Source organism: Nocardia sp. NPDC005366, from assembly GCF_040606855.1.
In the GTDB taxonomy this organism is placed as follows: domain Bacteria; phylum Actinomycetota; class Actinomycetes; order Mycobacteriales; family Mycobacteriaceae; genus Nocardia.
Map to the genome: position 1 here is coordinate 68,951 of NZ_JBEXFQ010000028.1, position 23,575 is coordinate 92,525.

The following is a 23,575-nucleotide window of genomic DNA, read 5'->3' on the forward strand; positions in this document are numbered from 1 at the left end:
GTTTGCGGGCACCCGGCAGCGCAACCGACCACGCCTCCCGGACTCGTTCGGGCGGAGTTCGCCCGGTGTGCCGTGGATCGGTAGCTTCCTCGCGCCGGGTGCCACAATCGAGTCTGCCCTGTTCGCACCGTGCGGAGAATGCCCTAATGCTGTCCCTGCACTGCCTCCGGGCGTTGTGTGACCCCTCCTCGGAAACGCCGGAATCACCCCTCCTGATTCCTGTACGGTATGGCTGACGGTATGTCGAGGAGGGCATTGATGGGTATCGCACTGACCGACGACCACCGCGAGCTCGGTGCGGTGGCGCGCGCGTTCCTGATCAGCCACAAAGCGCGCTGGGCTGCGCGGGAACTACTCGACGCCGCCGAGGAGACCCGCCCGTCGTTCTGGGCGGAGCTGGCCGGGCTCGGCTGGCTCGGTCTGCATATCGGCACAGAATACGGCGGATCCGGATACGGATTACCCGAACTGGTCGTCGTCGTCGAGGAATTGGGGCGCGCGGTGGCCCCCGGCCCGTTCGTTCCGACCGTGATCGCCTCGGCGGTGCTCGCCGCGCGCGGCAGCGAGGAACAGCAGGCGCGCCTGCTTCCCGGATTGATCGATGGATCGGTCACGGCCGGTATCGGTTTCGGCGGTGAGATCACCGTGGACGGCGCGGGCCGTGCGAGCGGCGCGGCGGGGGTTGTCCTCGGCGCGGGCACCGCCGACCTGCTGTTACTTCTGTCGGGCGACGATGTGCTGGTGGTGGAACGCGAGAGCGAGGGTGTCTCGGTCGCCGTCCCCGCGAATCTGGATCCCACTCGCCGGTCGGGCCGGGTGACGCTGCGCGATGTCGCGGTCGGGCCGTCCGGCATCCTGCCGGGAGCGCGCGCCGCCGCACTCGCGCGGGCCAGGACGATCCTGGCCGCCGAGGCGGTCGGCGGTGCGTTGGACTGTGTCGAGACCGCGGTCGACTATGCCAAGGTGCGCAAGCAATTCGGTCGTACCATCGCGACGTTCCAAGCCGTCAAACATCACTGCGCCAATATGCTGATGGCCGCCGAATCGGCCGTCGCCACCGTCTGGGATGCCGCGCGTGCGGCATCCGAGGACGAGCGGCAATTCGAATTGATCGCCGCTGCCGCCGCGACGCTGGCGCTGCCCGCGTACGTGCACAACGCCGAACTCGATATCCAGGTGCACGGCGGAATCGGATTCACCTGGGAGCACGACGCGCACCTGCATCTGCGCCGGGCACTGGCCCTACGGGCGCTGTTCGGCGGGGACGTCACGGCCCACGACGTCTTCACGATGACATCAGCGGGCATCACCAGGGAGAACAGCCTCGACCTGCCCGAGGGAACCGACGAATTGCGCGCCGCGATCCGTGTCGACGCCGAGCGACTCGCGGCGCTCGAGCAGACGGCGCAACGGGACGAGCTGATCGAGACCGGCTACGTCATGCCGCACTGGCCCCGGCCGTGGGGACGTGCCGCGAATGCGGTCGAGCAGCTCGTCATCGAGGAGGAATTCACCAGGGCGGGCGTTCGGCGGCCCGACTATTCGATCACCGGGTGGGTTGTCCTCACCCTGATCCAGCACGGAACACCTGGGCAGATCGAACGATTCGTCGAGAAGGCGCTGCGTCAGGAAGAGGTCTGGTGCCAGCTCTTCTCCGAACCCGATGCCGGGTCGGACGCCGCGGCGGTCAAGACCAGGGCCACCCGGGTCGAGGGCGGCTGGATCATCAACGGTCAGAAGGTGTGGACCAGCGGCGCGCACTACAGCCGTCGTGGATTGGCGACCGTGCGCACCAACCCGGATGTGCCGAAACACGCGGGTATCACCACGGTGATCATCGATATGACGGCGCCCGGCGTCGAGGTGCGGCCGCTGCGCATGCTCATCGGCGGGTCTGAATTCAACGAGGTGTTCTTCAGCGATGTCTTCGTGCCCGATGACGACGTCGTCGGCGCACCCGACGGCGGGTGGACCGTCGCACGGGCGACCCTCGGCAACGAGCGGGTCAGCATCGGTGGCGGTTCGGGTGCAGGCGTAGTACCCGCGGCCACGCTGGTGCCGATGGTCACGCAATATCCCGATCGGCTCGCCGACGCCGCGATTCGGGTGGGCCGGTTCCTGGCCGATGACCACGCGCTGCGCCTGCTCAATCTACGCAGGGCCGCCCGCAGTATCGAAGGAGCGGGCCCGGGTCCCGAAGGCAATATCACGAAACTGAAGCTGGCCGAGCATATCGGTGAGCGGGCCGCGATCATGGCCGCGCTGCTCGGCCCCGATCTCGCGCTGGCCGAAGGCCCCGCGGCGATGGCCGGACTGATGGTGCTCGGATCACGCGGCATGGCCATCGCGGGCGGCACGTCGGAGGTGACTCGCAACCAGATCGCGGAGCGGATTCTGGGAATGCCTCGCGATCCGCTCATCGATTAGACGGCCCCCCAATGGATGGCCCCCGCATCGACCACATCACGTGGTTCCAGGGGCGGGATGGGCTGGCGTCGATGGTTCCGGCGCGGCGACAGCGGAGCCGTATTCGTCGGGATGACGGGTCCGGATCAGCGCAGTGCGGCGCGGATCTCGGCGGCGAAGGCGTAGTCGCGCTGCCAGTCCGGCCCGGTGGGAGCGAGGATCACGCGCTCGACCCCCGCCGAGGCGTAGTCGTGCAGCGCTTCGGCGGCGGCGTGCGGACCGGTCGGTAAGACGGGGGCGACGACGGTGACTCCCGGTGTCGGCCTCCCGTGCTGTTCGGCGAGATCGCGGAGATGCGCGATATCGGAGGGGAGTCGCGTCGAATCCGGGCGCAGGACGATCCACCCGTCGCCGTAGGCGGCGGCGCGGCGACGTGCGCGATTCCCGTTGCCCGCCACCAGCACCGGAGGCATATGCGCGGCCGGTGACAGTGTCACGTCCAGTCCTTCGGACACCGTCGTCGGCTTGCCCGAGACCAGACCGGGCAGCACGGCCAGCGCCTCGTCGGTGAGCCTGCCACGCTGCTCGAACGACACGCCGGCGGCTCGCCACCCGATATCGCCGTGTGCGGGGTTCCCGGTTCCGACACCGAGCATCAGCCGATTCCCCGACACGTATTGCAGCGTGCTGATCTGCTTCGCGGCCCATGCCACCGGTCGCAACGCGAGCAGCATGACATTGAATCCGATACGGATCCGCTCCGTGACCGCCGCGGCGGTGGCGAGGGTGACCGTACTGTCCAGCATCGGCGCGCTGGCGATGAGATGGTCTGTGGACCAGACGGATTCGAGTCCGGCTTGTTCGGCCAGCCGCGCGCTCGCCCGCACATCGCCGAGGATCGGATGCTCCGGATCGGGTGTGGACGTGGGCAGAATGACGCCGAGTTCAACGGCCATGGTTCCTCCGCAGCGTTGTCGCGATTGATCTCGAGACAACGCTAGGAGTTCACGCTCGGCAGGCCAATGTCCGAAAAACTCTCATCCATATCCGTGTCGCTCATCGCCCGAGCGGGGATTGCCGATAGTGAGCACCCGGCATCGAGGGCGACGGTATGCCGGACCAGCTCGGGACGGGACCTGTCCGGTGGCTCCGGTCTCCCGGCGCCGGGTGCTTCCTCCAGTGTGGCGGTGCCGGGGCCGCGCGGGTACTGCCCGGCCACTGCCACTACACCGTCCTTCGCGCATATTCGGTACCGCACGGGCTGTATGGCGCCGTCGCATCCGCGCCGGTCCTACCCCGCGTTGCGGTCCTGCCCGATCCGTGCGGACCATGGAGGGATGAGTTCCGACGTGCGCGTCGAATCCGACGATCTCGGCTTCGCGATGACGCTGCCCGCACCGATGCGGCGCGTGGTCTCCCTGGTGCCATCGCTCACCGAATCGGTCGCGCACACCAGCCCGGACCTGCTCGTCGCGGCGACAGAATGGTGCACGCATCCACGCGATCTCGACGTGGAGCGGGTGCGCGGCACGAAGAATCCGAATATTCGTCGCATTGTCGAACTCGCGCCGGATCTGGTGCTGTGCAACAGGGAGGAGAACCGCCGCATCGATGTCGAGCGTCTGCGGGACGCGGGGATCGCGGTGTGGGTCACCGAGATCGAAACCGTCGACCAGGCCATCGGGTCACTGACGCGGCTGTTCACCCTCGCCCTCGGTGTCGAGCGCCCGCACTGGCTGGCCGAGGCCGAATCCGCGTGGGCGGCACCGCCTCCCGAACCGTCGTGCGATGCCGTGATCCCCGTCTGGCGCGATCCGTGGATGGTGGTCGGCCGCGATACCTTCACCGGCGATCTCGCGGCCAGGCTCGGCCTGCGCCTGGTGCACGCCGACCGCCCCGACCGCTACCCGCGAATCTCCGCTGAGGAACTCACCGAGGACGTGTCGCTGGCCGTACTGCCCGACGAACCCTACGTTTTCACCGAGACCGACGGCCCCGACGCATTCCCCGGCATCCCGGTCGCACTCGTCTCCGGGCGCGATCTCACCTGGTACGGGCCGTCGCTGGTCACCGCACGCGCCACCCTCACCGATCGGCTGGCGCGGGCCGTTCAGGCGAAGTCGTAATCGAACCGGATGCGGTGGGTGCCGTCGGCGTCGACGGTGATCTCGCCGGTTCCGGTCATACCGGCCAATTCGCCGGTGCCGCTGTGCGGAACGATCAGGAAGAACGGCTCGCTGCTGTCCTCGCCGGAGGTGGTCGCCGAATGCACGAAATTGACACTGCCCGCGCGCCCCGCGATCGCGCCCTCGAACGATTCCAACGCCACATACGTCCCGATGCCGCTGTCCTGGTCGAACGCGGCGGTGAACACGGTCGCCGAATGACCCGCGATCTCACCCTCGAAGACTTTGGTCATGGTGGCGACGCCGACGGGCAGTGCGGTGATGACAACGGGTTCGGCGGCCACCTCGGCCGGGACGAAGGCGGTCACGGAGAAGGTGCCGGTTGCTTCCATGCGCCGGATGGTAGCGGCACGCACCGACAGATCGACCGAACTTCAGGCGGCGAGGGAGCCGCCGCCTCACACATTGCGGCGGTACTGGCCGCCGACGCGGAAGAAGGTATCGGTGACCTGCTGCAGCGTGCACACCCGCGCGGCGTCCATGAGCACATCGAAGATGTTGTCGTCGGTGCGGGCCACCTCCTCCAGGCGGGCAAGTGCGGCGTGCGCCTCGTCGCGGTGACGCTGCTGGAAGTCGCCGACCCGCGCCAGCTGTGACCGCTTCTCGGTCTCGGTCCCGCGTGCCAGTTCCAGGGTGTGACGCGGTTCGCCGTGCGGGTTGCGGAAGGTGTTGACGCCGATGATCGGCAGCGATCCGTCGTGTTTGCGATGTTCGTAGCGCATGGACTCGTCCTGGATCTTGCCGCGCTGGTAGCCGGTCTCCATGGCCCCGAGCACACCGCCGCGATCGCTGATGCGCTCGAATTCGAGCAGTACCGCCTCCTCGACCAGATCGGTGAGCTCATCGATAAGAAAACTGCCCTGCAACGGGTTTTCGTTCATCGCGATACCCCACTCGCGATTGATGATGAGCTGGATCGCCAGCGCCCGGCGCACCGATTCCTCGGTGGGGGTGGTCACCGCCTCGTCGTAGGCGTTGGTGTGCAGGCTGTTGCAATTGTCGTAGATGGCGATCAGTGCTTGCAGTGTGGTGCGGATATCGTTGAAATTCATTTCTTGGGCGTGCAGCGAACGGCCCGAGGTCTGGATGTGGTACTTGAGTTTCTGCGAGCGTTCGTCGGCCCCGTAGCGATCCCGCATCGCGACCGCCCAGATCCGCCTGGCCACCCGCCCGATCACCGAGTACTCGGGGTCCATGCCGTTGGAGAAGAAGAACGACAGGTTGGGCGCGAACTCGTCGATCCGCATTCCGCGCGCCAGATACGCCTCGACGTAGGTGAATCCGTTGGCGAGGGTGAACGCGAGCTGGCTGATCGGATTCGCACCGGCTTCGGCGATGTGATAGCCGGAGATCGACACCGAGTAGAAATTGCGGACACCGTTGCGCACGAACCATTCCTGGATATCGGCCATCATGCGCAGGCTGAATTCGGTGGAGAAGATGCAGGTGTTCTGGCCCTGATCCTCCTTGAGAATGTCGGCCTGCACCGTGCCGCGGACCGTCGCCAGTGTCGCGGCGCGGATATCGGCGGCTTCCTCGGCGGTCGGTTCGCGGCCCCGGTCGGACGCGAACGATTCCAGCGCCTGGTCGATCGCGGTATTGAGGAAATACGCCAGGATGGTCGGAGCCGGGCCGTTGATCGTCATCGACACCGAGGTGGTCGGCGCGGTCAGGTCGAAGCCGTCGTAGAGCGCCTTCATGTCGTCGAGCGAGGCGATGGAAACCCCTGACGTGCCGACCTTGCCGTAGATGTCGGGGCGCTCGGCGGGATCGTGGCCGTAGAGCGTCACCGAATCGAAAGCCGTGGAAAGCCTTTTCGCGTCGGAATGTTCGCTGAGCACCTTGAAGCGCCGGTTGGTGCGGAACGGGTCGCCTTCCCCGGCGAACATTCTCGCCGGATCCTCGTTATCGCGCTTGAAGGCGAAGACGCCCGCGGTGAACGGGAAATGTCCCGGCAGATGTTCCGCGCGCAGGAATCGCAGCAGTTCCCCGTGATCGGTGAACCGGGGCAGTGCCACCCGGGGAATCGAATTGCCCGACAGGGTCTCCCGGCGCAGCGGTGTGTGAATCTCGCGATCGCGCACGCGCACGACCCGTTCGTCGCCGCGATAGGACTCCGCCAGCGCGGGCCATTCCGCGAGCAGTGCGGCATTGTCGGCGGTGAGGTCGCCGCGGGCGCTGTCGAGCAGTTCGGTCAGCGCCGTATCGTCCGGCAATTCCGCCGAGACGAGTTGCAGCCGCTGCACACGCTGGGCCGCGGCGATCTGGTGTGCGGTTTGCGCGTGGTAATCGCGCACGGTTTCGGCGATTTCGGCGAGATAGCGCACCCGTGCGGGCGGAATGATCTGGGCGAACCGGGTGGAGGCGCGGGTCTGCACGCGTGGCAGCACACCCTGTTCCAGCGGCAAGCCGAATTCGGCGAGCCGTGCCGTCAGATGCTGATAGAGCGCGGTGACACCGTCGTCGTTGAACGTCGCGGCGCTGGTGCCGAAGACCGGCATATCCTCCGGCTCCGCGCCGAATGCCGCGCGATTGCGGATCAGTTGGCGCGAGACATCCCGCAGCGCGTCCGCGCCGCCGCGCCGCTCGAATTTGTTGATCGCCACCACGTCCGCGAAGTCCAGCATGTCGATCTTCTCCAGCTGGGAGGCGGCCCCGAATTCGGGCGTCATCACATACATGGCGATATCGACGTGGTCGACGACGGCGGCGTCACCCTGGCCGATGCCCGGCGTCTCCAGGATCACCAGGTCGTATCCGGCGGCCTTGCACGCGGTCACGATGCCGTCGATATCGCCGGGCAATTCGTGTCCGCCCCTGGTGGCCAGCGACCGGAAGAAGATGTGATCGCCGTCGAGGGCGTTCATCCTGATGCGGTCGCCGAGCAGCGCACCGCCGCCGCGCCTGCGGGTGGGATCGACCGCGAGGATCGCCACGCGCAGTTTGTCCTGCTGATCTGTTCGCAACCTGCGCACCAGTTCGTCGGTGAGCGAGGATTTCCCGGATCCGCCGGTGCCGGTGATGCCGAGTACGGGCACCGGGCGCGCGGACGCGACTTCGGCGAGGGCATGGCGGTCGGCGGCGGGGAGGGTGCCCTCCTGCAGGCAGGTGATCGCCCGCGCGAGGGCGGGTCGTTCTCCGGCCAGCACGGCGTCGAGGACAGGGTATTCGGTGGCGAGGTCGTAGTCGCAGTCGCGGATCAAGCGGTTGATCATGCCGGGCAGTCCGAGTCGCTGCCCGTCCTCGGGGGAGAAGATGGTCACCCCCGCCTCGGCCAGGCGCGCGATCTCCTCCTCGACGATCACCCCGCCGCCCCCGCCGAAGATCCGGACATGCTCGGCCCCGGCCTTTTTCAGCGCGTCCGCCAGATATTCGAAATATTCGACATGGCCGCCCTGGTAGGAGCTGACCGCGACACCCTGCACATCCTCGGTGAGGACCGCGTCGACGACCTCGCTGACCGCGCGATTGTGGCCGAGGTGGATCACTTCGGCGCCCTGGGCCTGCAGGATCCTGCGCATGATGTTGATCGCGGCGTCGTGCCCGTCGAACAGGGCGGCCGATGTCACGAATCGAACGGGATGGGTTGGCGTGTGCAACGGGCGGTCATCGGCCACGGGAGTCCTCCGGAGTCCATTCGACGCCCGATACTAGGACGTCAAACAAAGTGTACGGTGATGGCCGTCACAGTGCCAGGCAATCCGGGTAGGGCCGTCGCAGGAGGGGTGGGAAGTGTCACATCGAACGACCGTCGTATATTTACTTGGACATCCAACTATAGGATGACCGCAGATCGCGCGCTGCGCGGCGTCGACAACGAAGACAGGACTGGCATGGTTCGCGAACTCACGCATTTCATCGGTGGACAGCATGTCCCCGGTGCCTCCGGCAAATTCGGCGACGTCTTCGACCCGAATATCGGGCAGGTGCAGGCCAGGGTGCCGCTGGCGAGCAAATCCGAGGTGGAGGCGGTCATCGCCGATGCCGAGGCCGCCCAGCCCGTGTGGGCCGCGTTCAACCCGCAGAAGCGGGCCAGGGTACTGATGAAATTCCTGACCCTGGTGCAGAACGAGATGGACTCCCTCGCCGCGCTGCTGTCCTCCGAGCACGGCAAGACCATCGCCGACGCCAAGGGCGATATCCAGCGCGGACTCGAGGTCGTCGAATTCGCCGTCGGCATCCCGCACCTGCTCAAGGGCGAGTACACCGAGAGCGCGGGCACCGGCATCGACGTCTACTCGATGCGCCAGCCGCTGGGTGTCGTCGCGGGCATCACCCCGTTCAACTTCCCGGCGATGATCCCGCTGTGGAAGGCCGGACCGGCGCTTGCCACCGGCAACGCGTTCATCCTCAAGCCGTCCGAGCGCGATCCCTCGGTACCGCTGCGCCTGGCCGAACTGTTCCTCGAGGCGGGCCTGCCGCCTGGCGTCTTCAACGTTGTCAACGGTGACAAGGAAGCCGTCGACACGCTGCTGCACGATCCGCGGATCAAGGCGGTCGGCTTCGTCGGCTCCACCCCGATCGCGCAGTACATCTACGAGACCGCGACCGCCAACGGCAAACGGGCGCAGTGCTTCGGCGGCGCGAAGAATCACGCCATCGTCATGCCCGACGCCGACCTCGACGATGTCGCCGACCAGCTGATCGGCGCGGGATACGGTTCCGCGGGCGAGCGCTGCATGGCCATCTCGGTGGCGGTGCCGGTCGGCAAGGAAACCGCGGACCGCTTAGTCGCCAAGCTCACCGAACGCGTGCACAAGCTCAATGTCGGCCGCTCCGACGATCCCGGCGCCGATTACGGCCCGATGGTCGGCCTCGACGGCGTCGACCGGGTGAACAACTACGTCCAGGTCGGCATCGATGAGGGGGCCGATCTGGTGGTCGACGGTCGTGGCCTCAGCGTCGAGGGCGGCGAGGAGGGATTCTTCGTCGGCGCGACCCTGTTCGACAACGTCACTCCCGAGATGCGGATCTACAAGGAAGAGATCTTCGGTCCGGTGGTGACGGTCGTGCGAGCCAAGGATTACGAAGAGGGCCTGCGCCTGGCGAACGAGCACGAGTACGGCAACGGCGTCGCGATCTTCACCCGTGACGGCGACACCGCCCGTGATTTCGCCGCGCGCGTGCAGGTCGGCATGGTCGGCATCAACGTCCCGATCCCGGTCCCGATCGCCTACTACACCTTCGGCGGCTGGAAGCGGTCGGGCTTCGGCGATCTCAACCAGCACGGCCCGGATTCGATCCGCTTCTACACCAAGACCAAGACCGTCACGCAGCGCTGGCCGGAGGGCGGAAGGAAAGCGGTGTCCCCGGGACATTCCGCAGGCTCCGCGTCCAACGCTTTCGTCATCCCGACCATGGAATGACGATGTTCGATCTAGACGAAGACGAGAAGGCGATCCGCGACACCGCGCGCGGATTCGCCGACGAATTCCTCGCGCCGCGCGCGCTGGAATGGGATGAGCAGAAACATTTCCCGGTAGACGTCCTGCGCAAGGCCGGCCCGCTCGGCCTCGGCGGCATCTACGTCCGCGAGGACGTGGGCGGTTCGGGGCTGCGCAGGCTCGACGCGGTGCGCATCTTCGAGCAACTCGCCACCGGCTGCCCCGCCATCGCGGCCTATATCTCGATCCACAATATGGCCACCTGGATGATCGACAGCTACGGCGACGATACGCAGCGCAATTATTGGCTGCCCCGCCTGACGTCGATGGAACATCTGGCCAGCTACGCGCTGACCGAACCTGGTGTCGGCTCGGACGCGGCGGCGTTGAGTACCAAGGCGGTGCGCGACGGTGAGGACTACATCCTCAACGGAGCCAAGCAGTTCATCTCCGGCGCGGGTTCCAACGACGTGTACGTGATGATGGTGCGCACCGGAGACGATGGCGCGCGCGGTATTTCGGCCTTCATCGTCGCGGCCGATACGCCGGGACTCTCGGTCGGGCCGAACGAGAAGAAGATGGGCTGGAACGCGCAGCCGACCCGCCAGGTGATCCTGCAGGATGCCAGGGTGCCCGCCGCGAACCGGCTCGGCGCCGAGGGCGACGGATTCCGGATCGCCATGAACGGTCTCAACGGCGGTCGCCTGAATATCGCCGCCTGCTCGGTCGGCGGCGCGCAGGCCGCGCTCGACAAGACCGTTCCGTATCTGGCCGAACGCCAGGCATTCGGCAAGGCGCTGCTGAAGAATCAGGCGCTGCAATTCGAACTCGCCGATATGCGTACCGAATTGGAGGCGGCGCGGACATTGCTCTGGCGTGCCGCCGCCGCGCTCGACGCCGATGCCGCCGACAAAGTCGAACTGTGCGCCATGGCGAAACGTTTCGCGACCGACGCCGGATTCGAGGTCGCGAACAAAGCCCTGCAATTACACGGCGGCTACGGCTACCTGTCCGAATACGGGCTGGAGAAGATCGTCAGGGATCTGCGGGTGCACCAGATCCTCGAGGGCACGAACGAAATCATGCGGGTGGTCGTCGCCCGCGCGGTGGTAGGAGCAGCATAGTGACCGAACCCGAAGTTCTGATCGACAAACGTGACGGGCTCGGCCTGATCACGCTGAACCGTCCCAAATCCATCAACGCGCTCAATCACGCGATGGCGCTCGCGATCACGCGGGCACTGCGGGAGTGGGCCGACGATGACGAGGTGCGCACCGTCGTGCTCACCGGCGCTGGGGAGCGCGGTCTGTGCGCGGGCGGCGATATCGTCGCCATCCACAGCGACGCGACCGGCGGTGGCGCCGACGCCGATTCGTCGACCGGCCTCTTCTGGCGCGACGAATACATCCTCAACGCGCTGATCGGCCGTTACCCGAAGCCGTACGTCGTGGTGATGGACGGCATCGTGATGGGCGGCGGTGTAGGGCTGTCCGGACACGGCAGCCACCGCATCGTCACCGAACGGTCCAAGATCGGAATGCCCGAGGTCGGCATCGGTTTCGTCCCGGATGTCGGCGGCACCTACCTGCTCTCGCGCACCCCCGGCGAAATCGGCACCCATGTCGCGCTGACCACCGCGCGGATGGGCGCGGGCGACGCCATCGCCGCCGGATTCGCCGACTACTACGTGACTTCGGATAATATCGCGGCCCTGCTGGAGACACTGCGGACCGAGCCCGCCGATATCGCGATCGCCAAATTCGCCACCGACGCACCGGAATCCGCGTTGGTCGCGCGGCAGAGCTGGATCGACGCCTGCTACAGCGCCGATACCGTCGAGGAGATCGTCGCCAGATTGCGGGCCGACGGCAGCCCCGACGCGGCACGGGCGGCCGAGGATATTCTCGGCAAATCGCCTGTCGCGCTGAAGGTCACGTTACGGTCGTTGCGCGACGCGCGCGGCCTGTCGACTCTGGAGGCGGTGCTGAACGAGGAGTATCGGGTCTCCATCGCGGCCCTCGGCTCGCACGACCTGGTCGAGGGGATTCGCGCGCAGGTCATCGACAAGGACCGTAATCCGCAGTGGAATCCGGCCACCCTCGCCGATGTCACCGCGGCGCAGGTCGACGCCTATTTCGCCGACCTCGGCGATAGGGAACTGGGTTTGAATATTCCGGAAGGACAGCAGTGACGAAGAGAATCGGCTTCCTCGGCCTCGGGCATATGGGCGGCCCGATGGCCGCCAACCTCGTCGCGGCGGGCTACGACGTACTCGCCTTCGACCCGGTGCCCGCCGCGCAGGACAAGGCGCGCGAGGACGGCGCGACCGTCGTCGCCACGGCCGCTGCCGCCGCGACCGATCGCGACGTGGTCATCACCATGTTGCCCAACGGCAAACTGGTGCTCGACGTCTACGCCGACCTGCTGGTCGCCGCCACGCCGGGCACGCTGTTCATCGACTGCTCGACCATCGATGTCGCCGACGCCAAGGCCGCCGCCGCACTGGCCGTCGAGGCGGGCCATCGGGCTCTGGACGCCCCCGTTTCCGGCGGTGTCGCGGGCGCGTCGGCGGGCACGCTGACGTTCATGGTCGGCGGCGGCGAGCAGGATTTCGCCGACGCGGCGGATGTGCTGAACGTCATGGGCGGCAAAGTGGTGCACTGCGGCGGTTCCGGCGTCGGCCAGGCCGCCAAGATCTGCAACAACATGCTGCTCGGCATTTCCATGATCGGCCTGTCCGAAGCGCTGGTACTGGGCGAGAAGCTCGGCCTGAGCCACCAGTCCTTCTTCGACGTCGTCTCGACCGCGTCGGGCCAGAGCTGGGCGCTGACCAGCTACTGCCCGGTGCCCGGCCCGGTGCCGACCAGTCCGGCCAACAACGACTACCAGCCCGGTTTCGCGACGGCGTTGATGACCAAGGATCTCGGCCTCGCCGCGAACGCGCTGCGGGACAACGGTGTCGAGGGGCAGCTCGGACTGCTCGCCTCGCAGATCTACACCCGGTTCAACCAGGAGCAGGCCGGTCTGGACTTCTCCGCTATCGTCACCGATATCCGGGAACGGAGCGAAACCGCCAGCTCAGAGCCCATCGGCCCGGAGTAGAACCGCCAGAATCGGAACTTTCCCGTCAGTTTGGCCGGGGAAGAGGATTTCGAGTACGTCCGCATTGTCGACGGCCTTGCGGACGTACCCGTTCCGGTCGATGTAGTGGCGAGTCGCCATGCTCGACCCCTCGGAGTGGCCCAGCTGGGCACTGGCCCGTTTCGAATCACCGGTCTTGCCAGTGACTTCCGTCGCCACGGTGTCACGCAGGTTGCCCCAATTGACCCACGCCAGACCGGTGTCCTTCCGCACACGGGACAGGCAGTATCCGGGGTTGTCCGGGTCGATCACCTTGCCGCGGTGCTTGAACATCAGGTCAGCCGGGTCGGTCGGCGCGCACAGCTGTTTCCAGGCCCGGAGTTCGCGAGTGAGCCACGTCGGCAGGACCAGGAAGTAGGAGGCCCCGCGCTTGCGGTGATCCTGCCGGAACGGCTTCTGCCCGTCGAGGCGAACAACCGTGCCGCACACGTGGAGCACGGCCCGGTCGACTGCCACGTCATCCAGATCCGGGCAGTCGGACCAGCGGAACGCCAGCGCCTCACTCGGCCGGACACCGGTACCGAGCACCGCCAACGTGAACGGCAGCAGGTATGCCGAGTCCTTCGGCTTGAGAGGGCTCGACACAACCAGGCTGACCAGCTGCGCGCGTTCATTGCCGTTGAGTGCCCGCTGTTGACCGCCGACGTCGTATGGGTTCGGGACCAGCCGCATAGGCGAGTCATCGAACAGCCCTTCCAGCGTCAGCGCACCGAACACCGCGGACAGAATCAGGTGATGTCGCGCCGCCATACTCGGAGAATGCCGCGCCACAGCCTTGAGGTACCCGTTCAACACACGCGGCTTGCCAACCTCACCGATCGACAGATTGCCCAGCTCAGACCCGAGTTTGATAGCGCTCGCACTGGCCCGAGTGCTGTCGGTGCGGTAGATCGCATTGCGGTAGTCGCGCAACGACTGAGCTTTGAGCTTGCCTTTCGCTACACGCTGTTCCTGTTCGAGCATGAACCAGTCGAAGACCGCGCTCATCCTGTCGGAGAGCGAGAATTGCGGCTCATCATCGAGCGCGTACGCGATCACGCTACCCTTGTACCGGTTCTTCTCGAACTTCGCGTCCCAGTCCGCCTGACACTCTCTCTTGGTAGCACCGATCCCACTAGTGCGCACGTAGACGCCACTGTAGGCCCGGTGCCGAACCTCCGACAGCCGCCAGAGCCCGTCCGTACCCTGCACCGGCTGTAGCTTGTGCTTCGGCGGATACGCACCAGGCTCCAAAGCAACCTGAGCCATCTACGCCGCCTCCGCCTGAGCGTGCTGCCACGCAACGACATCGGCCAAGTCATAGCGCACCTGTCGTCCGACCTTCCTGAACCGCGGCCCCCTCGGCGGGTTCTCAGAGGCCCAATTCGCCAATGTCTTCGGAGCGAAACGCAGCCTTTCGCCGACCTCATCACGCGTGAGCCATGTCGGCCCGGCATCCACCAACCGAATGTCCTTGCTGGTCACAGTCCTCTCCTGCCTTCTGATTGCTTGATTGCCGAATGTTCTTTCCACGCTTGTGGTCCCGCTGTCAGGAGTGCGTTGTCGTACTCGGCTCGCCAGGCTTTGCGTTGGGCGATGGTCGACAGGATCAGGTGATCGCGGGGTGGCGCGTTCTGGTCGCCGGGTTGTACCGGTCGCACGATCAGGCGCGAGTTGTCGGGTTTGACGATGCCGACCGAGGCCAGCAGTTGCCGAACGAACTCGATCCGATCGGCTTTGTGATCCGGGAGCGTCTTACCGGACCAACGACGCGACACCAGCACCCGCCGACCGGGAAGCCCGAGAGTGTCACGACGATGGGCCTTGCCCCGGCACTTGCCCGCTATCGTCTTCTCGCTGGCACCCTTGGGAACGATGCCGTAGCGCAGCCACACCGGGCACTTCGGCGAGCACGGGGTGTGCTGGAGTTCGGCGTGCAACCGGTCGTAGTGGATCGCGGTACGCACCGAATCGGTTTCGAGGACTTCGGACACGGCCTTGGTCAGGTACTTGGTGACGTAGCCGATCGCGGCATCAGCCTTGTTGCCGGGGATATGGCCCTTGATATGGCCCGGGTCCATCCGTTCACCGAAACGCACGGTGTAGGCCGGTTGCAGGTCATCGACGGTATCGAGGATGTCCAACGCCTCATCCCAGCCGGTGAGCGGCTGACCGCTGTCGGGATCTACGAAGGTCATCGCCTGCCAGTCCCACACCGGCACTATGTCGCCGGAGTAGATCTCGTTTTCCGGGTCGAAGTGCGGCCACCACACCTGGTGATAGGTCGCCGCGGTCACCAGCTTCAACGTGTCACGCGAGATCGCCGAACGCAGCAGGATATGGATGTGAGGTGCGCCGCGCCGTTGGGGTTCCACGGTCGCGAAGTACTGGATGTCGTAGCCCAGGCAGCGACGCAGGTTCTGAATCCAGCGGTCGACCAACGCGGCGAAAAACACGATGTCACGCGCGGCGCTGGTGTAGTCGTAGGAGTCGGGATCGGCCGGGGAGCCGTCACCACACACCTTGCCCTTCTTGTCGATGCCGCCGTCCTGGTTCATCGACCCGTAGGAAGGCATGGTCAAAGTGACCATCATCGACGGGCGATGCTTGCCACCGAAGATCTTGCCGATGGTCTTTTTCGTGACCTTACGACGCGGCAGGTTCGGCACATCTTGACGACGACGAGTCGAGCGAGCCCGCCGTTTAGACGGTTTCGGGTCCAACGCGGGCAGACGACCACGAATCCCGGAATCACGGAGTTCGGTGTCCATCTCGCCCACCAGGGCCGCGAACGCATCAGCCATTTCGTCGTCACCATCGTTGCGGGCACTCCGGTATTCGGTGACCAGATCCGCGCGGGCGGTCAGCAGCTCGGTTTGCCGGGCCGTGGGTGTGCGGACCAGATCGACCGGTTCGACTTCGACATGCCAGCCCTCGCGGCCCTGGGTGATACGCAGCCACCGCGCCTTGTCCGCACACGGCTTGCACACCGAGGCGATGGTGGCCTTGCAGGGGGAGCCGACGTATTCGGTCTTGCCGGTGATCGGGTCGACCGAGGCCATCGTGATCGGGCGCACGCACACCCCGAACTCTTCGGCCGCAGCCGCGGCGATGTCGGTGAAGTCCGGGAGCGCGCGACGCTGGGCCGCTGTTTGACGGACCGGAGCCGTGTCGGTATCGGTGTCAGTGTCGAGGTTCACAAGGTCGCTCATGCCGGTTCTCCGTTCTTGCGGTCCCACAGCCACTCCACCCGCGTAGTGGGCACAGCAACGGCTGTAGCGAGTGAATCGTGGTGTCGGAAAGCAAGTTCCACCGTGGACGGGCCGACGACAACAGCGCGGCATTCCAGGACACCGAACGCGTGGGCGAGGTGAGTGGTGCGTCCGGTGTAGTCGTCGGGGCATTGACCGGGCAGCATCCGCACCGTCACCCAGTCGGTGAACTCACCGACTCGAATCGAGACCAGGCGAGGAGTGGCGGTGTTGTGGCCGTAGGTGACCTGTAGGCCACATGCCGCGCTCATCGCGACCCAGCGACGCCGATACCGCAACCAAGCCAACAACCGTTGCCGTACCCGGTCGGTGACCCAGCGGGTGAAACTGGCCGGGGAAGCCAACCGCCAACCGAGCAGCAGCGCCAGGCCCACGCCGACGACCGCAACCGCGGCAGGCCAGCCGAACAGCAGCCAGGTTGCCACGGCCGCGCCGGTCGGGATCGACAGCATCGGGAACAGCAGCGCCCACCACAGCGACCGAGTAGCGGCCTTGACCGCGAACCAGGCGATCCCGATCGCAACGTCTGTGAATGCGTCAGACGGTTCGGGTTGTCCGAGATAGGTTTTCGCGGTCTTGATGTGTTTCGTGCTCACGACGCCTCCTGGTCGAACAGAGCGAACTGTGTCGGTACCGGGGTGTTGTCGCGGTGGCGTTTCCACATGTCGTGTTCGCCGTCGCGGAACACCACCACCGGCTTGTTCCCACGCTTGCCCCGGTTGCTGGGCTGCTCAGCCATCAGCAGGGCTTGAGTGACGTTCTGGGCCTTCGGGAGCGGGCGCACGGTCTCACCGATCAGAACGCCCCACTGCACCGACTTACGAGTGCTCATCACATCGCCCCTGACCCGCGGACCAGGACCGGGGACACTTCGGGGATCTCGCGGCCGGTCAGGTCGCAGGCGTCACCGATCGCGTAGGCCAGGACCGCGAGCACAGACGCGGCATCATCGAGAGTCATGACCAGGTGAGCGACGGCAGCGAACCCAGCTTCCCGGTGGAAGGTCAGTTCCACCTCACCGGCACCGGCCGGGGATTCAGGCCGGTACTGGGCGAAGACCTCGCAGCGTTCCCGGATACGACCGCGGTCGACCACGACGGAGACCCGGTTGAAGTCCATGCCGGGGGCGGGTTTCCACGTCCCGGTCATGCCGCCCACCCGCCGTCATCGGAGTCGGAGTAGTCGGCACCCCAGGCGACGAATCCGCCGGATTCCACGCACATGTACACCGCGACCTCCAGCGGATCGGCACCGCGACGCTCCATCAGCCCACGACGACGCGACATCATGTCGATCACGTTGTCATCGGAGTCCGTATTGCGGGTGTTGTTGCTGTGCTTCATGATTCAGTCCTCGGTGTAGAGATCGGTGGTGTCGAGTTCATGGCGTTCGACGGCACGGCAGGCATCGCACAAGACGCGATCGCCGTCGTAGACCCAGCCCTGCGGGCAACCGGTGAACCAGTCGACCGCCAGAGCGCGGGAGCGGAAACAGGCGCCCAGGTCCTCAGGCTCGAACTGTTCGGGAACGATGCCCGGATCGGTGTAGACCCGGCCGCAGGCATCGCAGTAGACACGGACATGGATCTCGGTCACGAATCCTCGTTTCATGCCGCCACCGGACCTGTCTCGCCGTCGCCGGGAATGTCATCGTCACCCAGCAGCTCGCGCGCATCGACGCCTTCGAGCGGGTAGGGATCGTTCGGGACAGCCACGGCAGCGGGAGCCGGAATCGGGGCATCGGCGGGTTGCGGCGTCCGGTCGACCGGGGGTGAGACCGGCTTGTAGGTGACGACGATGCGGTCGACGTCGTCATCGGTGACCAGGAACGCGCGAGCCCGCCGGAAGCCTGCCTTGCCGTCCTCCTGGACATAGCAGACACCCGGAGTGGTGTGCGGGATCTCATCGCAATGTGAGCCGCGTTCGCGTGCACCTTGACCGTGGATCATGACGACCTGTGACGCTTCGTCCATGCGCATACCGATCCGGTACGGCAGCAATTGCCGTTGCGGCACATTCTCTTTCGAGGGATCGATCACGGTTTCGATCACCGAGAACAGCGGGGCACGCCCTTGGGACAGCAGTTTGCCGTGAGCACGTTCGAACCGGGCCTGCAACTTGGGTTCGGAGAACGCCGACAAGGTGGCGGCCTCATCGATGATCGTGACCACCAACGGGTTTTCCGGTGTCGGGACCGGTTTGCGGACACCGCGGTAACGCTGCGTCGCCGCTTCCATGTCGACCACGGTCTCTTCCAGCTGCTCGACCATCTCCTCACCGGTCTCACAGGAGAACCGCGTGCACAGGTCTTTGAGCTCCCACAGTTCTTGCCCGCCCTTGGGGTCGATCACCCGCAGATCGACCCGCCCCGACGCGATCGCCGGACCCATGCCATTGACCAGCGACCACAGGACACCGGACTTGCCCGAGCCCGTGCCGCCGCCGATCAGGACGTGACGGCCCTGCACCGGCACCCGCCAGGCGTCGCCGTCCTCGAACACACCCGCCAGGACCGCCTCCAGGTCGACATCATCGGCAACCGTCACCGGCAACGCTGCCGGGACAGCGAGAGTGTCGAACACTCTCACCTGGAGACGGACCCAGCCCTTCGCGGGTGACGACACTGTCACCTCCGGCACGGCCAGGTAATGCGCGAACTGGTCACGCACGCCCTCACCGGTCCAGTCCTTGAGCTTCTGACCGCCCAGCATCAACAGATCGATCTGAAGCCCGTGCGCGGTGTAGACCCAGTCATCGAGCTTCGGAAACCCGACCTCGGCCGACCCGAGACCCAACGCGTGGAGCATGAGATTCATCTGCGACGGATCAGCGAAGATCGACACCGTGGTCCGCAACTCCGGCGGAGCCGCCGCCACAATGTCAGCCAGCGACACCAGGCGAGGACCCGAACCCGCACCGAGGGAACGCAGCCACACCATGCCGCCCGAAGCAGCGACCAGGCCACCAGCGAAGACGATCGAACCGAGCGCGGACATCAGCACTGTCCTTTCAGGCGGTCGGTGAGGCATTGCGGGCAGTCGCAGACCTCGCGCTGACGGTCTTCGGCCAGGGCGGTAGCGACGCATTCGAGGCAGTCGCACGGTTCGCAGGTCACGTCTCGGAATGGTTGGGCCAGTTCGGCGGGAACCAGGCCCAAGCCGATCAGTCCGTCGAGGTTGGCGCGGCTGAGCAGGGTGGCGAGTTCACCCGCTGCGTGGATGCTCATGCGCAGCGTCGGCATATTGCCCTTGGTGTGATGACCGCCCAGGCTCAGCCACACTTCCCCGGTCGATTCCTGGTAGCTGACGGCCGGAGAGCCGTACCCGTGCATGTGAGCGCCCCACACGTCGAAGTCGATGCGCCGGGTTTTGTCGGGTGAGACCCAATGGCCCTCAGCCTGGACCGGTTCGGGCTGCTGGAACGGATGCGGCATCACGCCACCGCCTTCACGAGAGTGACCGCGCAGCGGTCGTGTACGGCCAGGGCATCACCCAGACCGGCGAACAGAATGCGGGCATCAGCGATGCTCAGCGACAGCCCGGAACCGAAGGTGTCGAACGGAATACGCACCATCGGCGGGGAAGCCGGATCGTCGGCGATGGCGTTCGGTCGGTAGGTGACCGCGCCCAACTCGACGTTGGGCATGACGTTGACGAAGGACTCGTACATGTCACAGCCCCCAGTCATCAGAGCCGCGGTCGAGCTCGCAGAACAGACGGCACTCACCCGAGGGCGGTACGGCCGGTTCTTCGCAGAACATGACGCAGGTCTCCGGGGACAGTTCGCGGGGTTCGTCGCAGAACATCACGCAATCGGTGGGGACCGTGGTCGACACCGGAGCCGGAGTTTCGGGCGAGGAGGAAGCCAGCAGCACGGCCGGGGCCATGACAGCGGCGAAGACGGAAGGGACAGCGATCGAGAGGACGGAGACCATCAGAAACCCCCAGCAGGAACAGCAGCGACCGGGAGCATGGTTTGCACCGGGCGCACGGGACGAACAGGAGCCACACGAACCGGGACCGCGGGAGCGGCCACACGCACAGGAGCACGTTGGGGTTCGAGAGCAGGAGGAGCAGAGTCGAGGACTTCGGCCGGGACCGTCTCGTAGTCAACGGATTCCGACGCGGTAGCGGACTTGGCGTACTTGGCCGCGGTCCGAGCCGACACACCCAGTTCGCGGGCGATCTCGGCATACTTCACGCCGTCGCGGTGCAGCTCGACCGCGCGAGCGACCAACGCGGGATCAGTTCGAGTGGACTTTTTCGGTCGAACCGGCGCGGGTACCGGAACGGGTTCGGGTTCGATGACCGGGACCGGAACGGGATCGGCCGAAACAGGTTCGACCGCAACCGCACCGACCACCGGAGCAGCAACCGGAGCACGCTGGACCGTACGGAACAACAACGCCAGCCCGTGTGTGCACGCCAGCAGGCTTATAGGTGCCACCGCCGCCACTATCGCCGCCGCCCACCCCGGCAACTGGTGACCGGAAGCCATCGCGTGAATGCTGTTGCCCGCCACAGACACCACCGCACCAGCGACGAGCACTCTGAGGAAGAACCGGCGTTCGCTGGTTCCACTCGGCACGACCAGGACACCGAAGGTAGCGAGCAGGATCGTGCCGTCCACGATCAACGGCACCAGCCACGCATCCGAAGCGGGAACCCGAGCCATGACCGCGAGATCCTGCAACGTGGTGAACGAGAGCCGGAACGCAGCAACACCGACCGCGAGAATGATGACAGCGGCGGACCAGCGAGCCCACTTCATAGCCGTCGACTTGTGCTGATCCGCCGCGCTCATCACGCCGCCTTGACCAGCGACACCGGCACCGACACCGAGACGGCGTCGTGTTCGGCCAGGATCGCGGGCAGGGATTCGGTCAGCTTGCGGGCATCAGCGATGCTCAACGTCACCGACGCTGCACTGAGAGTCCCGAACTTGATTTGAACCGATGCCGAGTATTCGCCGCCGTGGAACTCGTAGGCGGGCTTGTACTTCGCGGTCACCTCATCGACCGTCACGTCCGCGGACACGCTCGACCGGATCTGATACTCCGACATGATCACGCCGCCTTACCGGCCGGAGCCTGCTTGGCACCGGAGTTGTCGCCCTTGATCCCGGTCGCGCGGATGTAGAAGCCGATCGATTTGAACTGGCCGTTACCGACCACGCGAGGCTTGAGCAACAGCCCCTCCAACTCGATCGGACGCAAGCCCTCCACGACTTCCGGCTCCACCGGAACCGGCATCTGATCAGCGACGAACGTGATATCGAAACTCGCCTGGTTCGCCTTGCCGCCCGCCCGGTCCATGATCGTGGCCTTCCACAGCCGCTTACCCGAGCCGTTGCCCTCACGGTCGTAGTCGGTCGCCTGACGCTTCGGCGCGTTGCGATCCTCACTGAACTCGGTCTGCGCCTCGACATCACCGAGCAGCAACACACCCTTCGGGAACACCGAACGGAAGTCGGTCGGAATCCACATGTCCTTCAAAGCCATCTCTAAACTCCTTGATCAGCAGGTAAGTGGTTATCCACTAGTACATGGTACCTAGGTACTAGGTACCTGTCTACGAGGTGGGGAGGGGAGATCGGCTAGCCCCCTAGACGCCTGTATTCTGTGGGAATGCCAAAGAAGCCCGAGTACGTCTCCATCGCCGAGACGCTGAAAGCGGAGGTCTTGGCCGGTCAGTACGACGGGTCGTCACTTCCGAGCAATGCCGCACTCGCTGAGCGGTTCGACGTGAACGAAAAAACTGCTGGACGGGCTGTGCAGCACCTGACCGCCGAAGGTGTGTTGATCTACCGGCCAGGGATGCGAGCTATCCCCAAACCTCCAGAGCTTCGCGCGACCAGCTGGCCTATGACCGGCCGCTACGCCAGAGCGAGAGCTGCACAAGGTCTCCTATTTGCGGGCGATGTGAACGGCAACGTCCGCAAGGAAACCGTCGCTCGAGAGTGGGTTGACGCCCCGCCCGTTGTCGCATCTCTCCTGAAACTCGACGCTGGAGCACGCATCTTCCGCCGCCACAGCCGCACATACCTGAACGACGTGGTGACCGAGAACACCCTGATGTTCTTCCCGGAGGGGATCGTTCGGGAGGTTCCCGCACTGGAGGTTGACAGTCAGATTCGTGTGGTTGCTCTGATCGAGAGCGCAGGGCACGTCGTGACGCGAACGGAAAATCAGATTCGCGCACGCATCGCCACCGCGGACGAGAGCGAGATCTTCGACCTGGCCGAACACAGTGTCGTTTTCGAGCAAAGCCACGGAACATTCGGCGCCGATGGTGAGCCGCTCGAAGCAGTCATCAACGTCCGCCCAGCTCAGGGCAACGTCATCACCTTCGACACATTCGAAGCACCCATATCCGAGAACGAGGAATAGGAGAAACCGTGTCTAACATCGCCGCAAGGAGCAGGCTCGCTATCGCACTCGACACCAGTGACCTAGATGCTGCTGTGTCTCTCGCACGAGATGTTCAGCCCAGCATCGGGATCGCGAAGGTGGGCCTCCAACTGTTCAGCGCCGCCGGACAGAAGGCAGTCGAGCAGATTCGCGAACTCGGAATGGACGTGTTCTTGGACGTCAAACTCCACGACATCCCGAACACCGTCTTCGGAGCCAGTCGGGTACTCGGCTCACTCGGTGCTCGATACTTGACCGTCCACGCATCCGGCGGAGTCGAAATGCTCCAAGCCGCAGTCTCCGGGCTCGACGAAGGAGCCCGTATTGCGGGTGTTGCCGCACCGACCGTACTCGCGGTGACCGTACTCACCAGCGACCCGAACGCCACAGAGGAAGTCCTCAGGGGACGAGTGGAAGCCGCGGTATCTGCAAACTGTGGCGGAATCGTTTGCGCTGCAAGTGATCTAACGGTCGTTCGCACTGTTGCGCCGAAGATCCTCACCGTGGTGCCCGGAATTCGACCGACCGATACGCCGACACACGATCAGGCACGAGTAGCCACACCCCAGTCTGCAATCCAAAGCGGGGCGGACATCCTGGTCATCGGACGGGCTGTCACGAACGCCGATAGCCCAGCAGAGGCAGCCAAACGTATCGTGGAAGAGGTCGAACAGGCACTCTAGCTTCCGCACGACTCGGGCAATGCCCCGGCGATCACGGCACGATCGACGCCGTATCGACCGGGGCATTGTTCTGTCACAACGAAAGAGTCAGTGCCAGTTGAATCACTGCGTAGCAA

Annotated in this window: 26 protein-coding genes; 8 read left to right on the forward strand and 18 right to left on the reverse strand. The window is 65.5% G+C overall.

Annotated elements, in window-relative coordinates; genetic code table 11:
- The first annotated feature begins 258 nt into the window (after positions 1-258).
- Positions 259-2,427, forward strand: a complete 2,169-nt coding sequence (locus tag ABZS43_RS27280; RefSeq protein WP_355038818.1) for an acyl-CoA dehydrogenase — start codon at positions 259-261, stop codon at positions 2,425-2,427.
- 125 nt (positions 2,428-2,552) lie between these two features.
- On the opposite strand, the gene ABZS43_RS27285 is transcribed toward ABZS43_RS27280, so the two are convergent.
- On the reverse strand, positions 2,553-3,362 hold the full coding sequence (locus tag ABZS43_RS27285) for an LLM class flavin-dependent oxidoreductase (RefSeq protein ID WP_355038819.1): 810 nt from the start codon (positions 3,360-3,362) through the stop codon (positions 2,553-2,555).
- A 381-nt stretch (positions 3,363-3,743) separates the two neighbouring features.
- Here ABZS43_RS27285 and ABZS43_RS27290 point away from each other — a divergent pair, with 381 nt between their 5' ends.
- Positions 3,744-4,532, forward strand: coding sequence for a helical backbone metal receptor (locus ABZS43_RS27290; RefSeq protein WP_355038820.1), 789 nt, complete (start codon positions 3,744-3,746; stop codon positions 4,530-4,532).
- Here the strand turns inward: ABZS43_RS27290 and ABZS43_RS27295 are convergent.
- A complete protein-coding gene (locus ABZS43_RS27295; protein WP_355038821.1) occupies positions 4,517-4,924 on the reverse strand; it encodes a DUF3224 domain-containing protein in 408 nt (135 codons plus the stop codon). The two genes, ABZS43_RS27290 and ABZS43_RS27295, sit on opposite strands and share 16 nt — an antisense overlap.
- A 66-nt stretch (positions 4,925-4,990) precedes the next feature.
- A complete protein-coding gene (icmF, locus tag ABZS43_RS27300; RefSeq protein ID WP_355038822.1) occupies positions 4,991-8,209 on the reverse strand; it encodes a fused isobutyryl-CoA mutase/GTPase IcmF in 3,219 nt (1,072 codons plus the stop codon).
- Positions 8,210-8,425: 216 nt separating this feature from the next.
- Between icmF and ABZS43_RS27305 the strand changes: the two genes are divergently transcribed.
- Genes ABZS43_RS27305 through mmsB form a run of 4 tightly spaced genes read left to right on the forward strand, consistent with a single transcriptional unit; the run spans position 8,426 to position 13,078 of the window.
- On the forward strand, positions 8,426-9,958 hold the full coding sequence (locus tag ABZS43_RS27305) for a CoA-acylating methylmalonate-semialdehyde dehydrogenase (RefSeq protein ID WP_355038858.1): 1,533 nt from the start codon (positions 8,426-8,428) through the stop codon (positions 9,956-9,958).
- Positions 9,959-9,960: 2 nt separating this feature from the next.
- Positions 9,961-11,100 (forward strand): acyl-CoA dehydrogenase family protein, encoded by a 1,140-nt coding sequence (locus ABZS43_RS27310; RefSeq protein ID WP_355038823.1) that lies wholly within the window; start codon positions 9,961-9,963, stop codon positions 11,098-11,100.
- Positions 11,097-12,167: an enoyl-CoA hydratase/isomerase family protein gene (locus ABZS43_RS27315; protein ID WP_355038859.1), complete on the forward strand. Its 1,071-nt coding sequence runs from the start codon at positions 11,097-11,099 to the stop codon at positions 12,165-12,167. Before ABZS43_RS27310 ends, ABZS43_RS27315 begins: the two co-directional genes overlap by 4 nt.
- Positions 12,164-13,078, forward strand: coding sequence for a 3-hydroxyisobutyrate dehydrogenase (mmsB, locus tag ABZS43_RS27320; RefSeq protein WP_355038824.1), 915 nt, complete (start codon positions 12,164-12,166; stop codon positions 13,076-13,078). Before ABZS43_RS27315 ends, mmsB begins: the two co-directional genes overlap by 4 nt.
- Here mmsB and ABZS43_RS27325 read toward each other — a convergent pair.
- The 15 genes from ABZS43_RS27325 to ABZS43_RS27395 are packed head-to-tail and all read right to left on the reverse strand — an operon-like array spanning position 13,055 to position 21,867.
- Complete coding sequence (locus ABZS43_RS27325; RefSeq protein ID WP_355038825.1) at positions 13,055-14,365, reverse strand: hypothetical protein; 1,311 nt, start codon at positions 14,363-14,365, stop codon at positions 13,055-13,057. The genes mmsB and ABZS43_RS27325 overlap by 24 nt on opposite strands.
- Positions 14,366-14,581: a helix-turn-helix domain-containing protein gene (locus ABZS43_RS27330; protein WP_355038826.1), complete on the reverse strand. Its 216-nt coding sequence runs from the start codon at positions 14,579-14,581 to the stop codon at positions 14,366-14,368.
- Positions 14,578-16,308, reverse strand: a complete 1,731-nt coding sequence (locus tag ABZS43_RS27335) for a replication initiator (protein WP_355038827.1) — start codon at positions 16,306-16,308, stop codon at positions 14,578-14,580. The genes ABZS43_RS27330 and ABZS43_RS27335 overlap by 4 nt, the downstream gene beginning before the upstream one ends.
- Positions 16,305-16,964 carry a hypothetical protein gene (locus tag ABZS43_RS27340; RefSeq protein WP_355038828.1) on the reverse strand — a complete coding sequence of 220 codons (660 nt, stop codon included), beginning with the start codon at positions 16,962-16,964 and terminating at the stop codon, positions 16,305-16,307. Before ABZS43_RS27340 ends, ABZS43_RS27335 begins: the two co-directional genes overlap by 4 nt.
- Positions 16,961-17,200: a hypothetical protein gene (locus ABZS43_RS27345; protein ID WP_355038829.1), complete on the reverse strand. Its 240-nt coding sequence runs from the start codon at positions 17,198-17,200 to the stop codon at positions 16,961-16,963. The genes ABZS43_RS27340 and ABZS43_RS27345 overlap by 4 nt, the downstream gene beginning before the upstream one ends.
- Positions 17,200-17,517, reverse strand: a complete 318-nt coding sequence (locus ABZS43_RS27350; RefSeq protein WP_355038830.1) for a hypothetical protein — start codon at positions 17,515-17,517, stop codon at positions 17,200-17,202. The genes ABZS43_RS27345 and ABZS43_RS27350 overlap by 1 nt, the downstream gene beginning before the upstream one ends.
- The gene (locus tag ABZS43_RS27355) at positions 17,514-17,711 is read right to left on the reverse strand and encodes a hypothetical protein (RefSeq protein ID WP_355038831.1); all 198 of its coding nucleotides are present in this window, start codon (positions 17,709-17,711) and stop codon (positions 17,514-17,516) included. The genes ABZS43_RS27350 and ABZS43_RS27355 overlap by 4 nt, the downstream gene beginning before the upstream one ends.
- Positions 17,712-17,714: 3 nt before the next feature.
- Positions 17,715-17,963: a hypothetical protein gene (locus tag ABZS43_RS27360; RefSeq protein ID WP_355038832.1), complete on the reverse strand. Its 249-nt coding sequence runs from the start codon at positions 17,961-17,963 to the stop codon at positions 17,715-17,717.
- A gap of 11 nt (positions 17,964-17,974) precedes the next feature.
- Entirely contained in the window at positions 17,975-19,363 is a 1,389-nt protein-coding gene (locus tag ABZS43_RS27365; RefSeq protein ID WP_355038833.1) for an FtsK/SpoIIIE domain-containing protein, read from the reverse strand.
- Positions 19,363-19,800 (reverse strand): hypothetical protein, encoded by a 438-nt coding sequence (locus ABZS43_RS27370; protein WP_355038834.1) that lies wholly within the window; start codon positions 19,798-19,800, stop codon positions 19,363-19,365. Before ABZS43_RS27370 ends, ABZS43_RS27365 begins: the two co-directional genes overlap by 1 nt.
- Positions 19,800-20,036, reverse strand: coding sequence for a hypothetical protein (locus tag ABZS43_RS27375; RefSeq protein ID WP_355038835.1), 237 nt, complete (start codon positions 20,034-20,036; stop codon positions 19,800-19,802). Before ABZS43_RS27375 ends, ABZS43_RS27370 begins: the two co-directional genes overlap by 1 nt.
- A 1-nt stretch (position 20,037) precedes the next feature.
- Positions 20,038-20,301, reverse strand: a complete 264-nt coding sequence (locus ABZS43_RS27380; RefSeq protein WP_355038836.1) for a hypothetical protein — start codon at positions 20,299-20,301, stop codon at positions 20,038-20,040.
- On the reverse strand, positions 20,301-21,170 hold the full coding sequence (locus ABZS43_RS27385; protein WP_355038837.1) for a DUF2637 domain-containing protein: 870 nt from the start codon (positions 21,168-21,170) through the stop codon (positions 20,301-20,303). The genes ABZS43_RS27380 and ABZS43_RS27385 overlap by 1 nt, the downstream gene beginning before the upstream one ends.
- Entirely contained in the window at positions 21,170-21,430 is a 261-nt protein-coding gene (locus ABZS43_RS27390; protein ID WP_355038838.1) for a hypothetical protein, read from the reverse strand. Before ABZS43_RS27390 ends, ABZS43_RS27385 begins: the two co-directional genes overlap by 1 nt.
- A gap of 2 nt (positions 21,431-21,432) precedes the next feature.
- Positions 21,433-21,867 (reverse strand): hypothetical protein, encoded by a 435-nt coding sequence (locus ABZS43_RS27395; RefSeq protein ID WP_355038839.1) that lies wholly within the window; start codon positions 21,865-21,867, stop codon positions 21,433-21,435.
- A 126-nt stretch (positions 21,868-21,993) separates the two neighbouring features.
- Between ABZS43_RS27395 and ABZS43_RS27400 the strand changes: the two genes are divergently transcribed.
- Complete coding sequence (locus tag ABZS43_RS27400) at positions 21,994-22,755, forward strand: GntR family transcriptional regulator (RefSeq protein ID WP_355038840.1); 762 nt, start codon at positions 21,994-21,996, stop codon at positions 22,753-22,755.
- An 8-nt stretch (positions 22,756-22,763) separates the two neighbouring features.
- Complete coding sequence (pyrF, locus tag ABZS43_RS27405) at positions 22,764-23,459, forward strand: orotidine-5'-phosphate decarboxylase (RefSeq protein ID WP_355038841.1); 696 nt, start codon at positions 22,764-22,766, stop codon at positions 23,457-23,459.
- Positions 23,460-23,575: the final 116 nt, after the last annotated feature.

Coding starts and splice junctions, on each gene's coding strand:
- ABZS43_RS27280 (WP_355038818.1), top strand. CDS start 259: ATGGGTATCGCACTGACCGACGACCACCGCGAGCTCGGTGCGGTGGCG.
- ABZS43_RS27285 (WP_355038819.1), bottom strand. CDS start 3,362: ATGGCCGTTGAACTCGGCGTCATTCTGCCCACGTCCACACCCGATCCG.
- ABZS43_RS27290 (WP_355038820.1), top strand. CDS start 3,744: ATGAGTTCCGACGTGCGCGTCGAATCCGACGATCTCGGCTTCGCGATG.
- ABZS43_RS27295 (WP_355038821.1), bottom strand. CDS start 4,924: ATGGAAGCAACCGGCACCTTCTCCGTGACCGCCTTCGTCCCGGCCGAG.
- ABZS43_RS27305 (WP_355038858.1), top strand. CDS start 8,426: ATGGTTCGCGAACTCACGCATTTCATCGGTGGACAGCATGTCCCCGGT.
- ABZS43_RS27310 (WP_355038823.1), top strand. CDS start 9,961: ATGTTCGATCTAGACGAAGACGAGAAGGCGATCCGCGACACCGCGCGC.
- ABZS43_RS27325 (WP_355038825.1), bottom strand. CDS start 14,365: ATGGCTCAGGTTGCTTTGGAGCCTGGTGCGTATCCGCCGAAGCACAAG.
- ABZS43_RS27335 (WP_355038827.1), bottom strand. CDS start 16,308: ATGAGCGACCTTGTGAACCTCGACACTGACACCGATACCGACACGGCT.
- ABZS43_RS27345 (WP_355038829.1), bottom strand. CDS start 17,200: ATGAGCACTCGTAAGTCGGTGCAGTGGGGCGTTCTGATCGGTGAGACC.
- ABZS43_RS27350 (WP_355038830.1), bottom strand. CDS start 17,517: ATGACCGGGACGTGGAAACCCGCCCCCGGCATGGACTTCAACCGGGTC.
- ABZS43_RS27355 (WP_355038831.1), bottom strand. CDS start 17,711: ATGAAGCACAGCAACAACACCCGCAATACGGACTCCGATGACAACGTG.
- ABZS43_RS27365 (WP_355038833.1), bottom strand. CDS start 19,363: ATGTCCGCGCTCGGTTCGATCGTCTTCGCTGGTGGCCTGGTCGCTGCT.
- ABZS43_RS27370 (WP_355038834.1), bottom strand. CDS start 19,800: ATGCCGCATCCGTTCCAGCAGCCCGAACCGGTCCAGGCTGAGGGCCAT.
- ABZS43_RS27375 (WP_355038835.1), bottom strand. CDS start 20,036: ATGTACGAGTCCTTCGTCAACGTCATGCCCAACGTCGAGTTGGGCGCG.
- ABZS43_RS27380 (WP_355038836.1), bottom strand. CDS start 20,301: ATGGTCTCCGTCCTCTCGATCGCTGTCCCTTCCGTCTTCGCCGCTGTC.
- ABZS43_RS27385 (WP_355038837.1), bottom strand. CDS start 21,170: ATGAGCGCGGCGGATCAGCACAAGTCGACGGCTATGAAGTGGGCTCGC.
- ABZS43_RS27390 (WP_355038838.1), bottom strand. CDS start 21,430: ATGTCGGAGTATCAGATCCGGTCGAGCGTGTCCGCGGACGTGACGGTC.
- ABZS43_RS27395 (WP_355038839.1), bottom strand. CDS start 21,867: ATGGCTTTGAAGGACATGTGGATTCCGACCGACTTCCGTTCGGTGTTC.
- ABZS43_RS27400 (WP_355038840.1), top strand. CDS start 21,994: ATGCCAAAGAAGCCCGAGTACGTCTCCATCGCCGAGACGCTGAAAGCG.